The sequence below is a fragment of the Rhodococcus sp. NPDC057135 genome (assembly GCF_042670865.1).
GTDB lineage: Bacteria > Actinomycetota > Actinomycetes > Mycobacteriales > Mycobacteriaceae > Rhodococcus_F.
Map to the genome: position 1 here is coordinate 347451 of NZ_JBHUUU010000003.1, position 13491 is coordinate 360941.

Sequence of the window (13491 nt, forward strand, 5' to 3'; positions counted from 1 at the left end):
CGATGGTGGCTACAGTTGCACCCATGACGCGGCAGAAGATTTTGATCACGGGTGCCAGTTCGGGTCTCGGGGAGGAGATGGCCAGGAGATTTGCCGCAGCAGGTCGCGATCTCGCGCTGTGTGCCCGGCGGAGGGATCGCCTCGACACGCTGCGCGAGGAGTTGGTGGCCCAGTTCCCGTCGATCAGCGTCGCAGTGCGCGAACTCGATGTGACCGAACACGATTCCGTCGTCCGAGTTTTCGGCGAGCTTCGCGACGAGCTGGGCGGTCTGGACCGAGTGATCGTCAATGCCGGGCTCGGCAAGGGCGCGAAGATCGGTACCGGCAAAGCGCACGCGAATCTCGCAACAGCGCAGACGAATTTTGTCGGTGCGCTTTCGCAGTGTGAAGCTGCACTCGAGATCTTCCGCGCGCAGGACGCCGGACACCTGGTTCTCGTGTCCTCGATCAGCGCGGATCGGGGGCTACCCGGGCCGAAGGCGGCCTACTCGGCGAGCAAGGCAGGGGTAGCGGCTCTGGGGGAGGCGCTCAGTATCGAGTTGTCGCGCAAACCCATTCGGGTCACCACGTTGCTGCCAGGCTTCATCAAGACCGACATGTCCGCCGGCGCCGGCGACGATGCTGCGCTCATGGCCAGTTTGGACGAAGGCGTCAGCGCGATGGTCGACGCCATCGAGAAGGAAACCACACGGGCGGCGCTGCCCGGCCTCAAGTGGCAGGGGATAGATGCGGCCCTACGATTCCTGCCCAACTCCGTGACAGCGAGGTTTGTCTGATGAGCATCCACATCTCGAACGGCAAGCCCCGGGTAGTGATCGTCGGTGGCGGCTTCGGTGGGCTGTACGCGGCGAGACGACTCAAGAAGGCAGACGTCGAGGTGGTTCTGATCGACCGGGGAACCAGCCATGTCTTCCAGCCGTTGCTCTACCAGTGCGCCACCGGCCTGCTCTCCGAAGGGCAGATCGCAAGTCCGCTGCGTCATCTACTCGAAGACAACAAGAATACGAACGTCGTTCTGGGCGAGGCAAAGTCGGTGGACGCGGATGCCGGGATACTGACCGCCAGCCGCTTCGACGGGTCGACCTTCGAATTGCCGTACGACTATCTGATCGTGGCGGCCGGAATGCGGCAGTCGTACCACGGTCAGGACGAGTTCATCAAATGGGCGCCGGGGATGAAAACCCTCGACGACGCTCTGGCGATCAGACGCAGTCTCATTGCCGCGTTCGAGATGGCCGAATCGCTCCCGACGGCGGAGGAGCGTCGACCGTGGCTGACCTTCGCCGTGGCGGGCGGCGGGCCGACCGGTGTCGAATTGGCCGGGCAGATCCGTGAATTGGCGATGCACGCGCTGACCAACGAGTTCCGGTCCATCGACCCGGACGAGGCGCGGGTGCTGCTTTTCCACGGGGACGATCGTGTGTTGCCCTCGTTCAGTCGCAAGCTCTCGGCTGCAGCCAAACGCACTCTCGACGGGATAGGCGTCGAGACTCACCTCGGTGTGCACGTCACCGACGTGTGCGAGACCAGCATCGAGACGACGGACAAGAAGACAAAAGAGAAGCGGCAGTACGAGACTCGGACGATTCTGTGGACTGCGGGCGTCGAAGCAGTGCCATTCGCCGAGGCCTTGGCCACAGCACTGGGTGTGAAGCAGGTCGGCGGTGGCCGCATCGAAGTGGAAGCCGATCTGACCGTCCCCGGTCACCCGAACGTCTACGTGGTTGGCGACCTCATGTCTCGTGACAAGCTTGCCGGGGTGGCCGAGGTTGCGATGCAGGGTGGCCGGCACGCCGGGGCCAGGATCGCGGCCACCGTCGAAAACGGTGCACCCAACCGAAAGCCTTTCAAGTACCGCGATCTTGGAACTGCGGCCTACATCTCGCGTCGCCACGCGTTGCTTCAGGCAGGGCCGGTTCAGTTGTCCGGGTTCATCGGATGGGTGTCCTGGGGAATCATCCACATCGCGTTTCTCGCCGGGTTCCGCAACCGCGCCAGCACGGTGCTGAACTGGGGTGCAACCTTGGCGTCGAAAACTCGTCGGGAACGGGCAATCACGTACGGTGACCCGGAAACCGCTCGGCAGCCGTACAACTGACGCCTACTCCGTTTCGAACACGGGGTTCCCGGCAGCGTTGATCATCCACCACAGGCTGCCGACGCTCTGCCCGAGCATGTCGCCGGGAACCTTGTCGTCGAGATACCGATAGACGGGCTTGCCGTTGACGGTGATCTGGAATGATCCCTCGGGTCCGTCGACGGTGCCGATCACCGCGTCGATCCCTTCGACGATCGGTGAATCGGTGACCGAGGTGACCGCGGGCCAATAACGCAGGCACGCTTCGTCGCACGAGCCGGCTTGGGAGTTCTCCTCGTCCGGGTTGTAGACGTAGACCGTCATGCCCTCGCCGTCGACGGCGATCGTCCCGAGCGGGGAGTCTGCGGTCTTCAGCAAGGGTGCATCGGCAGCGGCAGGTGGTGACAGCGACGTCGAGATGGCGGTGACGTTGTCCGCGCTGTCCCCGGAATCGAGGGCGTCGGGCGAGCAACCGGTGAGGACGAGGGCGGTACTCGCAACCGTCGCGAACAACCACTGTCTGCGCATGACGTCTCCGTTCTGGGCGGGAGTGCTCGGGACGAGCAATCGGGGATACCCGTTGCGGACGAGCTGAAAACGCTGGTGATCGATCCCTCGACAATAGCTCTGTGACAGAGCTATTGTGAGGTTGTGGATGAAAGCGGAGCAGATCTTGCCGATGACGTCCTCGAGGCGCTCGGTCAATTGCGTCGGGGAACCAGGAAGGCGTCGGGGCGGCCGTTTGCGGAACGACCGCTCGCCGGCGCCCAGATCGAACTCGTCAGGTTGCTACGGCGCAACCCGGGTCTGTCCGTGGCCGAGGCTGCCGGGCGATTGGGCGTCGCGGCAAATACGGTGTCCACCTTGGTTCGTCAACTGGTCGACGAGGGAGTGATCGAACGCGTCGCCGACCAGGCCGATCGCCGCGTCGCGCGATTGGTGCTCTCGGACGAGGCGCGCGCCCGCGTCGAGGTGTGGCGTGATCGTCGGAGTGTGATTGTCGGTCAGGCATTGTCGACTCTGACCGCAGAAGACAGGGCGAGAATCGAGGCTGCGTTACCGGCCCTGTCTCGATTGGCGAGCGCTCTGGCAGCAGCCGGATCAGAAGGTGAGGGGCAGTGAGATGCTGACACAGTGGTGGAAGAGCCGCGCGGCACACCTGCCCGACCCTGGCGCACCCGCGGTCGAGATCGACTCGGTCACATACAAGTTCGGCGATCGCCGCGCGGTGGACGACCTGAGCCTGGTCGTCAAAGCCGGGGAATGCTTCGGACTGCTCGGTCCCAACGGTGCAGGAAAGACGACGACGATCAGGTTGCTCAACACCCTGCTTCCCCTGCAGGAGGGCGACATTCGAATTCTCGGTCGATCCGTTCGTACCGAAGCAATGACCATTCGGCGCTGCCTCGGGTACGTGCCACAACAGCTCTCGATCGAAGGCGCATTGACCGCACGCGAGAACGTGACCTGGTTCGCGCGACTGTACGACGTTCCGCGGTCCGAACGACGCGAGCGCGTCGACCAGGCGCTCGAGATGGTGGATCTGCTCGAATCGGCGGATCGTCTCGCGTCGAGCTTTTCCGGCGGGATGGTGCGACGGCTCGAACTTGCGCAGGCACTGGTGAACCGGCCGTCGCTTCTGGTACTCGACGAACCGACGGTGGGGTTGGATCCCATTGCCCGCGAATCCGTCTGGCAGCGAGTGACAGAGATGCAGAAGCAGTACGGCATGACCGTCCTGCTCACTACGCACTACATGGAAGAAGCCGACGAGTTGTGTGATCGAGTTGCGTTGATGCATCACGGTGAACTTCGCGCAGTGGGCGAGCCGAGTGAGTTGGCCGCCGAACTGGGACCGGACGCCACTCTCGAAGACGTTTTCCGTCATTACACCGGCGACGATCTCTTCGGCGACAAGTCAGGAGGTCTCCGCGATGTCCGCACTGCCCGTCGCACAGCGCGCCGCTTGGGCTGATCCCACTACCAACGGTTTTGCTCGATTGCTGTCGAGAATTTACACATTCTGCCTCGTGGAAGTGCAGAAGTTGCGACACGATCGATCTGAATTGGTCACGCGCGCAATACAGCCGATCCTCTGGTTGGTGATCTTCGGTCAGACGTTCAGTCATATCCGAGCGATCCCGACCGGCGACGTTCCTTATCTCGACTTTCTCGCGCCGGGCATCATCGCGCAGTCCGCTCTTTTTGTTGCGATCTTCTACGGAATCCAGATCATCTGGGAGCGTGACGCGGGAGTCCTCACCAAATTGATGGTCACGCCGACGCCCCGCGCTGCATTGGTGACCGGTAAGGCATTTGCCGCCGGTATCCGCGCTGTCGCGCAGGCAGTGGTGGTCGTCATCGTGGCGGCACTGTTGGGCGTGAGCTTGACGTGGAACCCGCTCAAACTGCTCGGAGTCGTGGTCGTCGTTGTCCTGGGCTCCGCGTTTTTTGCCTGCTTGTCGGTCGCGATCGCGGGAATCGTGCTCAAACGAGATCGATTGATGGGCATCGGGCAGGCAATCACCATGCCACTGTTCTTTGCCTCCAACGCGCTGTACCCGGTCGAACTCATGCCGACGTGGGTTCAGTGGCTCAGCCGCATAAACCCGCTGAGCTACGAGGTGTCAGCGCTGCGGGGTCTGCTCATCGGAATGCCGACCGATTACGCCGTCGACTTCGGCGTGCTGATCGGGGCAGCGCTGCTCGGAATCGTCACCGCCTCGGCACTATTGGGCCGGTTGACTCGCTGACGTTCACCCTGGACTAGTCGCGCGTGAACGGTGGGGTGTACGTGCTGCAATCCGGAGGGACGGCCGGGAGTCCTTCGGACGAGCGAAGTTTCTCCGCAATGGACGAGAGCAAATCTTGCGATTCAGGGGAGAGATCGACCGCTTTGATGGCCAGAGAACGTAATTCGCTGTCGTGGAACTCTTCGACAACCGAACGGTCTTCTTCCGGAATCAGTTCGGGATCGTGTCGAGGCGTCGGACCGAAGAAGTACTCGGCGGCAACGCCGAAGTAATCGGCCAATGCCAAAACGACCTGCTCGGACGGATTTGTGCGCACACCACTTCGAAGTTGCGAGAGGTACGGTGTCGAAATCTTGCATCCTCGTTGTGAAAGAGCTTCCACAACTTGTGCGTTGGTGAGTCTAGGGGCTGTGGCCGGGTACAAGGCGTTCAAGCGGTCCTTGAATGAATCGGTCACAATTCCTCCCTCGAGCGTGACCCAGCGTCACAGCTACTTCGCAGTTTTCACATAGTAGACGACACGGTTATTCTGGACTCCGGTCGAAAGTCCTTTCACCTGCGGATATTTGGTGCGGCGACATTCCAAAGACTTTGCAAAGTATGTGATTTACACCGCGTACTGACCGTTCGTTTTGCCAAGCGGTGAGGGGGTGGCGTATAAGCAAAACAGTGGTGGTTACCCCGTTGTGCTGCAGGTTCTTTCGGCCGGTCCTATCCGAGGGGGTCGATGCATGTCGGCTTTGTCTGTAACGTGCGAGAACTGTCGGCCGGCGACGGCCGCTGCGTTCCGCGGAGTTGGCGCGCCGTCCTTACTCGGTGATCGACTCGACGCCCGCGAGTAGTAACGGGCGCGTACTTTTTGTCATTCGCGAGTGGGCGGTCGGGTGCGTCGACCCGTCGGTCAGGTGTTCCTCGGTGGCTCCGTTCGAAGTCGGCGCCTTCCGAAAAGCGTCCGATTGGTATGTCATCGATGTTGGAGCGCAGTACATCTCGTCGATCGCCACTATTTCATACGGTGCTGTCGGCGCCGTCGGCCTGTGCCCCGACATGTTCGGCAGCCTTCGGCGACGACACGCAGGTCTCGTGACGGAGCACTCCCGGAAGGGCACGTCGAGTGTCATCTCTGCATCTTTCGAGTCGGAATTGCCTGTTGCGTCTGTAGTGGTCGGAGTCCGTTGCGGCTAGACGCCAGTCAGGGCGGTGCAGAGGGTGACAGTGACCGGCGGCAATTCTGTCGCACAGATCTTCCGATTCGACCCTGTCCCGACCCTGTCTCGGCTGTCGAAATGCGGCATATCGTGCACCATGCCTACCTCGACCCGGATCAGCTGCTTATGGCACGGGACTTGCTGACCGGCGCATACTGGTTACAACGCGGTGTTTGAAAGGGCAGGACTGGCATGGTCAGTGTCGAGAAGTGGGCGATGTGGGATTCCGCCGTGGAGGTGGACGTCACCGAGGGCGCTGCGCTGCCCACTGCGCACGCGTTGATCGCAGCTGCCATCGACGAAACCGAGACGGTGTGCGACCTTCGCCGGGGCGACGCCGAGATTCACGCCGTGAATCTCGCTCAGGGAACTCCCGTCAAAGTGACACGACGTATGTCGGCTCTGCTGCGGTCGGCGCTGTGGGCGGCCCGTATGACAGGCGGTGCAGTCAATCCGCTTGCCGACAATTACTCCGAGGACGAATCCATCCCTCCGGTACACCCGACCCCGACGTTCGAGGACGTACAACTCGACGGTGACGTGGTGTACGCGCCGTGGGGTGCGTCGTTCGACATCACCGGAGTTGCCAAGGCGGACACCGTCGATCGCGCCGCGCAGATCGTCGCTGCCGAATTGCAATGTGGCGTTGCCGTCCGGATCGGCGACGTGATCGCCACTGCCGGCCATGCACCGGCCGGTGGCTGGCAGATTCCGGTGCCGGGCAGCGAAGAAGTCGAGCTGATCAACGGAACGGCGATGGCGACGGCGCGGGCGGTAGAGCTGCCCTCCTGGGAACCCAACCAAGAGCGGCCCTCCACGGAGTGGGCGCAGGTCTCGGTGATCGCGGACGATGCTGTGTGGGCGTATGCCGCGAGCGAAGCAGCGTTGATCCGAGGCATCAGCGCGATCAAATGGGTTGAACAGCAAGAACTTCGCGCTCGGCTCGTCGACCGATCCGGACGTGTGTACACAACGGAGAGTTGGTTCGGCCCCGCCGCCGCGTGAAGTCAGGCGCGTCCGCGCTCCTTGCGGTACCACTGCACCAGAGCATCTGTAGATGTGTCGCCGAGGTCGCCGGGTGCCTTTTCGGAAGAGAGTGCAGGCCCAAGTTCCAGCGCTTGTGTCTTGCCGAGTTCGACGCCCCACTGATCGAACGGATTGACACCCCACACAGCACCTTCGACAAACACCTGATGCTCGTAGAGGGCGATCAACTGACCGACGACCGAGGGTGTCAATTCCTTCGCCAAGATGGTGCTCGAGGGCCGGTTGCCTGGCATCACCTTGTGCGGCACCAACTCCGGAGCCGTGCCCTCCGACGCGATCTCTTCGGCCGTCTTGCCGAACGCAAGAACCTTGGTCTGAGCGAAGAAGTTACTCATGAGCAGATCGTGCATGGATCCCGTGCCGTCCGCCGTCGGTAGATCGTCGGTGGATTCCGCGAACCCGATGAAATCGGCAGGCACGAGCCAGGTGCCCTGATGCAGGAGCTGATAGAACGCGTGCTGCCCGTTGGTTCCAGGCTCGCCCCAGAAGATCTCACCGGTGGACGTGGTTACCGGTGAGCCGTCGGCGCGCACCGACTTGCCGTTGGATTCCATGGTCAGCTGCTGCAGGTACGCGGGAAAGCGCAACAAGTCGTTGGAGTACGGCAGAACTGCGCGGGACTGAGCGCCGAAGAAGTTGGAGTACCAGAGCCCGATGAGTCCGAGGAGGACCGGCGCGTTCTGCTCGAGCGGTTGGTTTCGGAAATGCGTGTCGATCTGGTGGAAACCGTCGAGGAACTCCGCAAAACGAACGGGTCCGACAGCGCACATGACCGACAAGCCGATTGCCGAGTCGACCGAGTAGCGCCCGCCGACCCAATCCCAGAAACCGAACATGTTCGCGGTGTCGATGCCGAACTCCGCCACGCGGTCACCGTGGGTGGAGACTGCGACGAAATGCTTGGCTACGGCAGAGACGTCTTCGCTGCCCAGGCCGGCGAACAGCCAACGCTTTGCCGCGGTCGCGTTGGTGAGCGTCTCGAGGGTGGAGAAGGTCTTGGACGCGACGATGAAGAGCGTCGTCTCCGGATCGAGGTCGTCGAGCTGCCCGACCAGATCGACAGGGTCGATGTTGGAGACGAACCGGACGCTGATTCCGGCGTCGGCGTAATGCCGTAGCGCGCGATAAACCATCACGGGCCCGAGGTCGGAACCACCGATGCCGATGTTGACGATGGTGCGGATTCGCTTGCCGGTGGCGCCGGTCCACTCGCCACTGCGCACGCGATCCGCGAAAGCGCCCATCGCGTCCAGAACCTCGTGAACGTCCGCGACGACGTCCTGACCGTCGACGGTCAGACCAGAATCCTTCGGCAGACGCAGCGCTGTGTGAAGCACGGCGCGGTCTTCCGAAGTGTTGATGTGATCGCCCGCGAACATCGCGTCGCGTCGTGCTTCGACGCCGGCTTCGCGGGCAAGGTCGACGAGCAGCGCGAGAGTCTCGCGGCTGACACGATGCTTGCTGTAGTCGATGTGAAGATCACCGGCGTCGATCGTCAGCTCTCGCCCTCGGGCTGGATCGTCCTGGAAGAGTTCTCGCAGGTGAACGCCTTCGATGTCGGCGTAATGAGCGCGCAGTTTCTGCCAGGCTGAGGTTCCGGTGATATCAGTGCTCACGATCATCGACTTTAGTGGCACCGGCTGGAAACTTCCTCGCGAGTCTTACTCGCCCGCAGACGTAGGCGGCTCCGGCGAGCATCATGGAACCCATGGACACATTCGAATTCATTCGATCAGTTCCCACCCAGTTGTTCGTCGGCGGCCGGTTCGTGCCCGCGGAGAACAACGCGACCTTCCCGGTGTCGGATCCGTCGACCGGGAAACCGTTGACCGATGTCGCCGATGCGAGCCCCGCGGACGCGCTGCGCGCCCTCGACGAAGCAGTGGCCGTCTCCCCGAAATGGGCGAGCACACCTGCGCGCGAGCGTGGAGAAATCCTGCGAGCCGTCTTCGAGAAGATCACCGAGCGCGCCGAGGACGTGGCGCTGCTGATGACCCTCGAAATGGGCAAGGCACTCGCCGAAAGTCGCGCCGAGGTGAAGTACGGGGCGGAGTTCTTCCGGTGGTTCAGCGAGGAGGCCGTTCGCATCGGCGGGCGCTACACACCGGCGCCGGCGGGCAACGGCCGGATCCTCGTCACCAAGGCGCCGGTCGGACCGTGTCTGGCCATCACGCCCTGGAATTTCCCGTTGGCGATGGGTACCCGGAAGATCGGACCGGCCTTGGCTGCCGGATGCACGATCATCGTCAAGCCCGCCTCGGAGACCCCGTTGACGATGCTGCTGCTCGCCCAGCTCATGGCCGAGGCAGGGCTACCCGACGGTGTCCTCTCGGTGTTGCCGACGTCGAAATCCGGTGAAGTGACCGGCCCGCTCATCGACGATCCGCGATTGCGCAAGCTCACCTTCACCGGGTCCACCGGCGTCGGCAAGATGCTCGTGGAGAAGTCCGCGAAGCGGTTGCTCCGCACGTCGATGGAACTGGGCGGCAACGCACCCTTCGTGGTGTTCGACGACGCGGACGTCGACAAGGCCGTCGAGGGTGCGGTCCTGGCCAAGCTCCGCAACGGGGGCGAAGCCTGCACCGCCGCCAACCGGTTCCACGTCGCCAATGCGGTGCGTGAAGAGTTCACCACCAAACTGACCGAGAAGATGGCGGCTTTCACGATGGGACCCGGTACCGACCCGGAGACCAAGCTCGGGCCGTTGATCAACCAGAATCAGCTCGACACCGTCGCAGAGCTGGTCGCAGACGCGGTGAATGCCGGGGCAAAGGTGCGACTGGGCGGCGAAGCGCCAGGTGGTGAAGGGTACTTCTATCCCGCCACGGTGCTGGCCGACGTTCCGGCGAGTGCACGGATTCTGAAGGAAGAAGTGTTCGGACCCGTCGCCGCAATCACGGGCTTCGATACCGAAGCCGAGGGAATAGCGGCCGCCAACGACACCGAATTCGGATTGGCCGCGTACATCTTCACGAAGGATCTCGACCGTGCACTTCGAGTTTCCGACGCTCTGGAATCAGGAATGATCGGCGTCAACCGCGGAGTGATCTCGGACGCGGCAGCGCCGTTCGGTGGTGTGAAGGAATCCGGATTCGGCCGCGAGGGCGGGACCGAGGGGATCGAGGAGTACCTCGACACGAAGTACATCGCGCTCGAGAGCTGATACACACGCGAACGGCCACATCGGGACTGCCAGAGGCAATCCGATGTGGCCGTTCGTGAATGATCGGCGTGTGCGCTAGTGGCCCAGGCGTCCTCGGCCCAGACGCAGGAGCAGCATCGCGAGGGTATGGCCTTCCTGGCCTAGCTCGTTGAACCGTTCGAGGACCTTCATCTCCCGGCTGTGCACCAGACGCGGACCACCCGATGCCATCCGGGTGCGGCCGATGATCTGGGAGACCTCGGAGCGGCGTTTGATGGCCGCGAGGATCTCGGCGTCGAGACGGTCGATTTCTTTCCGTAGTTCGTCGATCTCCGCCTCACTCTGGGGGATCTCGACGTCCGTCGGAGCAGTATTTACAGTATTTACAGTATTTCCATTGGGTGCTGCAGCCTGGGTGCTCATTGCTATTCGTCTCCTCTTCCTACTGCGTGGATCGTGGTCTCGGCTCGGGTCGTTACCGATCCAGGCACACTGACGAAAATGCCCCGGATCCGATTCGGACCAGGGGCGGGTGAGCTGTTCAGATCACGTGCACCGAAGTCCGGGGCACGTAAAGTAACGCCACAGCGGACCGACGGGGTCGGCCGCGTTGTCGCGAACGGAAATGCTGAACATAGCGTCCAGTTTGCCATGTTCGACACAAGGAATCCAAGTGCCTCTACCAGCAGGTGGACGCACTGACGACCGTGTCGGTGGACGCCGGTAGCGTGGACAGGCGATGAACACGTACCCAGCACTCGGTGAGCACGACGGACATTCCCATCACGACGGGGGCGGCGCGCGGGGACACGACGCGGGTTCGGACGCCCTCCTCGAGGGGCTCAACCCGCAGCAACGCGAGGCCGTGGTCCATACCGGTTCGCCGTTGCTGATCGTTGCGGGTGCCGGCTCGGGCAAGACGGCAGTGCTGACGCGTCGCATCGCCTATCTGTTGGCCGAACGGGGTATCACTCCCGGTCAGATCCTGGCCATCACCTTCACCAACAAGGCTGCGGCCGAGATGCGTGAGCGTGTGGCCGCGCTTGTCGGACCGCGCGCAAACGCCATGTGGGTATCGACGTTCCACTCGAGTTGTGTTCGCATCCTGCGGGCACAGGCGGCGCTCCTGCCCGGTCTCAACTCGAATTTCTCGATCTACGATTCCGACGACTCGCGTCGACTGCTGACGATGATCTCGAAGGACCTCGAGCTCGACACCAAACGATTCTCCGCGCGGCTTCTCGCCACGCACATCTCCAACCTCAAGAACGAACTCGTCGGACCGGAAGAAGCCGTTGTCGCGGCCGATCAGGATCCGGCGGAACTGCCGCGACTGATCGCCAAGGTCTACGGCCACTACCAACAGCGACTGCGTGCTGCGAACGCACTCGACTTCGACGACCTCATCGGCGAGACCGTTGCGCTCTTGCAGGCGTTTCCGCAGATCGCCGAGTACTACCGTCGCCGCTTCCGTCACGTACTCGTCGACGAGTACCAGGACACCAACCACGCGCAGTACATGCTGGTGCGTGAACTGGTCGGTGGAGCCGGTGAGTCCGACCACGCTGTTGCACCGGCCGAGCTGTGTGTCGTCGGTGACGCCGATCAGTCGATCTACGCATTCCGCGGAGCCACCATCCGCAACATCGAAGAGTTCGAACGCGACTACCCGGACGCCCGAACCATCCTGCTCGAACAGAACTACCGCTCGACGCAGAACATCCTCTCGGCAGCCAACTCCGTGATCTCCAAGAACACCGGACGACGAGAAAAGCGCCTGTGGACCGATTCCGGTGAGGGCGAACTGATCGTCGGTTACGTTGCAGACAACGAGCACGACGAAGCATCGTTCGTCGCCTCGGAGATCGATCGTCTGGTGGACCAGGGCGAGACCAAGTTCGCCGACATCGCGGTCTTCTACCGGACCAACAACTCCTCACGTGCGCTCGAGGAAATCTTCATCCGACTCGGTGTGCCGTACAAGGTGGTCGGCGGCGTTCGCTTCTACGAACGCAAGGAAGTTCGGGACATCGTCGCGTACCTGCGCGTCCTCGCCAACGAAGACGACACCGTGAGCCTGCGACGCATTCTCAACACACCACGACGCGGTATCGGTGATCGAGCCGAAGCCTGCGTCGCCGTGCACTCCGAGCACCGCAACATCAGCTTCGCCGCCGCACTGCGCGACGGCGCGGAAGGCAAAGTGGCGCTGCTCAATACGCGTTCACAGAAGGCCATCGCGTCGTTCCTCGAGATGATGGACGGACTGCGGGCCCTGCTGCCGACAGCAGCGGCCGACGAGGACGAACCCTTCGAGCTCGGTGACATCGGTGAGGTCGCCGAGGCGGTGCTCGAGCGAACCGGCTATCGCGCCGAACTGGCGGCGAGCAGCGATCCGCAGGACGGCGCTCGGCTCGACAACTTGAACGAACTCGTCAGTGTGGCAAGAGAATTCAGTTCCGACGCACGAAACGCGGCGGGGCTGATAGATCCGGACGACGAGGAAACGGCAGCCATGCGCGAAGGTGAACCCGATCCGGGTTCGCTCGCCGCGTTCCTCGAACGCGTATCGCTTGTCGCCGACGCCGATCAACTACCGGACTCCGACGACGGCGTCGTGACCATGATGACGCTTCACACCGCCAAGGGCCTCGAGTTCCCGGTCGTCTTCGTCACCGGCTGGGAGGACGGGCAGTTCCCGCACATGCGCGCCCTCGGCGATCCTGCAGAGCTGTCCGAAGAGCGTCGACTTGCCTACGTCGGCATCACCCGAGCCAGGCAGCGCCTGTACCTGACGCGCGCGATCATGCGTTCGGCATGGGGGCAACCGATCCAGAACCCGGCGTCACGGTTCATTCAGGAGATCCCGGAGGACCTGATCAACTGGCGCCGCGAGGATCCGGGCACCGGTGGTGGATTCGGTAGTGGCAGGCCGGGTTACGGCAGCGGAAGCCGCTACGGCAGCCAGGGTGGCCAGGGTTACGGCGGCGGACAGGGTTATGGGGGAGGGTCAGGCAAGGCTGCGTCGACTCCCAGTTTCGGAGCCGCGCGTGGCCGCAACAACGTTCTGGTCCTCACCACGGGTGATCGCGTCAGTCACGACAAGTACGGTCTGGGTACCGTTCTCGAAACCAAGGGCACCGGACCCACCGCGACGGTCACCATCGACTTCGGTAGCGCGGGCAAGGTGCGGTTGATGCTCATCGGCGGTGTGCCGATGGTGAAGCTGTAGAAGGCAGACGAAAACTTCCGGCCCGCACCTGA

The 13491-nt window shown here is 62.8% G+C and carries 13 protein-coding genes; 9 read left to right on the forward strand and 4 right to left on the reverse strand.

Annotation, left to right across the window (positions count from 1 at the left end; genetic code table 11):
* Positions 1 to 23: 23 nt before the first annotated feature.
* Together ACFT1A_RS07095 and ACFT1A_RS07100 are read left to right on the forward strand one after the other, a co-directional pair.
* Complete coding sequence (locus ACFT1A_RS07095) at positions 24 to 776, forward strand: SDR family oxidoreductase (protein ID WP_378446395.1); 753 nt, start codon at positions 24 to 26, stop codon at positions 774 to 776.
* Positions 776 to 2098: an NAD(P)/FAD-dependent oxidoreductase gene (locus ACFT1A_RS07100; RefSeq protein ID WP_283302126.1), complete on the forward strand. Its 1323-nt coding sequence runs from the start codon at positions 776 to 778 to the stop codon at positions 2096 to 2098. The genes ACFT1A_RS07095 and ACFT1A_RS07100 overlap by 1 nt, the downstream gene beginning before the upstream one ends.
* Before the next feature lie 3 nt (positions 2099 to 2101).
* On the opposite strand, the gene ACFT1A_RS07105 is transcribed toward ACFT1A_RS07100, so the two are convergent.
* Positions 2102 to 2605, reverse strand: coding sequence for a hypothetical protein (locus ACFT1A_RS07105; protein ID WP_317827324.1), 504 nt, complete (start codon positions 2603 to 2605; stop codon positions 2102 to 2104).
* Between the two features lie 123 nt (positions 2606 to 2728).
* Between ACFT1A_RS07105 and ACFT1A_RS07110 the strand changes: the two genes are divergently transcribed.
* Genes ACFT1A_RS07110 through ACFT1A_RS07120 form a run of 3 tightly spaced genes read left to right on the forward strand, consistent with a single transcriptional unit; the run spans position 2729 to position 4830 of the window.
* Positions 2729 to 3199, forward strand: coding sequence for a MarR family winged helix-turn-helix transcriptional regulator (locus ACFT1A_RS07110; protein WP_378446396.1), 471 nt, complete (start codon positions 2729 to 2731; stop codon positions 3197 to 3199).
* Between the two features lies 1 nt (position 3200).
* Positions 3201 to 4052 carry an ABC transporter ATP-binding protein gene (locus ACFT1A_RS07115; protein ID WP_378446397.1) on the forward strand — a complete coding sequence of 284 codons (852 nt, stop codon included), beginning with the start codon at positions 3201 to 3203 and terminating at the stop codon, positions 4050 to 4052.
* A complete protein-coding gene (locus tag ACFT1A_RS07120; RefSeq protein WP_378446398.1) occupies positions 4012 to 4830 on the forward strand; it encodes an ABC transporter permease in 819 nt (272 codons plus the stop codon). Before ACFT1A_RS07115 ends, ACFT1A_RS07120 begins: the two co-directional genes overlap by 41 nt.
* 13 nt (positions 4831 to 4843) lie before the next feature.
* Here the strand turns inward: ACFT1A_RS07120 and ACFT1A_RS07125 are convergent, their stop codons facing one another.
* Positions 4844 to 5287, reverse strand: a complete 444-nt coding sequence (locus ACFT1A_RS07125; protein WP_378446399.1) for a helix-turn-helix domain-containing protein — start codon at positions 5285 to 5287, stop codon at positions 4844 to 4846.
* 458 nt (positions 5288 to 5745) lie between these two features.
* Between ACFT1A_RS07125 and ACFT1A_RS07130 the strand changes: the two genes are divergently transcribed.
* The gene (locus ACFT1A_RS07130) at positions 5746 to 6015 is read left to right on the forward strand and encodes a hypothetical protein (RefSeq protein WP_378446400.1); all 270 of its coding nucleotides are present in this window, start codon (positions 5746 to 5748) and stop codon (positions 6013 to 6015) included.
* A gap of 215 nt (positions 6016 to 6230) precedes the next feature.
* Positions 6231 to 7043, forward strand: a complete 813-nt coding sequence (locus ACFT1A_RS07135) for an FAD:protein FMN transferase (protein WP_378446401.1) — start codon at positions 6231 to 6233, stop codon at positions 7041 to 7043.
* Between the two features lie 2 nt (positions 7044 to 7045).
* Here ACFT1A_RS07135 and pgi read toward each other — a convergent pair whose 3' ends face one another.
* Positions 7046 to 8701 carry a glucose-6-phosphate isomerase gene (gene pgi / locus ACFT1A_RS07140; RefSeq protein ID WP_378446402.1) on the reverse strand — a complete coding sequence of 552 codons (1656 nt, stop codon included), beginning with the start codon at positions 8699 to 8701 and terminating at the stop codon, positions 7046 to 7048.
* Between the two features lie 92 nt (positions 8702 to 8793).
* On the opposite strand from pgi, the gene ACFT1A_RS07145 reads away from it, so the two are divergent.
* Positions 8794 to 10248, forward strand: a complete 1455-nt coding sequence (locus ACFT1A_RS07145; protein WP_378446403.1) for an NAD-dependent succinate-semialdehyde dehydrogenase — start codon at positions 8794 to 8796, stop codon at positions 10246 to 10248.
* Positions 10249 to 10323: 75 nt separating this feature from the next.
* On the opposite strand, the gene ACFT1A_RS07150 is transcribed toward ACFT1A_RS07145, so the two are convergent.
* Positions 10324 to 10650, reverse strand: a complete 327-nt coding sequence (locus ACFT1A_RS07150) for a chorismate mutase (RefSeq protein WP_019744757.1) — start codon at positions 10648 to 10650, stop codon at positions 10324 to 10326.
* Between the two features lie 316 nt (positions 10651 to 10966).
* Here ACFT1A_RS07150 and pcrA point away from each other — a divergent pair, with 316 nt between their 5' ends.
* On the forward strand, positions 10967 to 13459 hold the full coding sequence (gene pcrA, locus ACFT1A_RS07155; RefSeq protein WP_378446404.1) for a DNA helicase PcrA: 2493 nt from the start codon (positions 10967 to 10969) through the stop codon (positions 13457 to 13459).
* Positions 13460 to 13491: the final 32 nt, after the last annotated feature.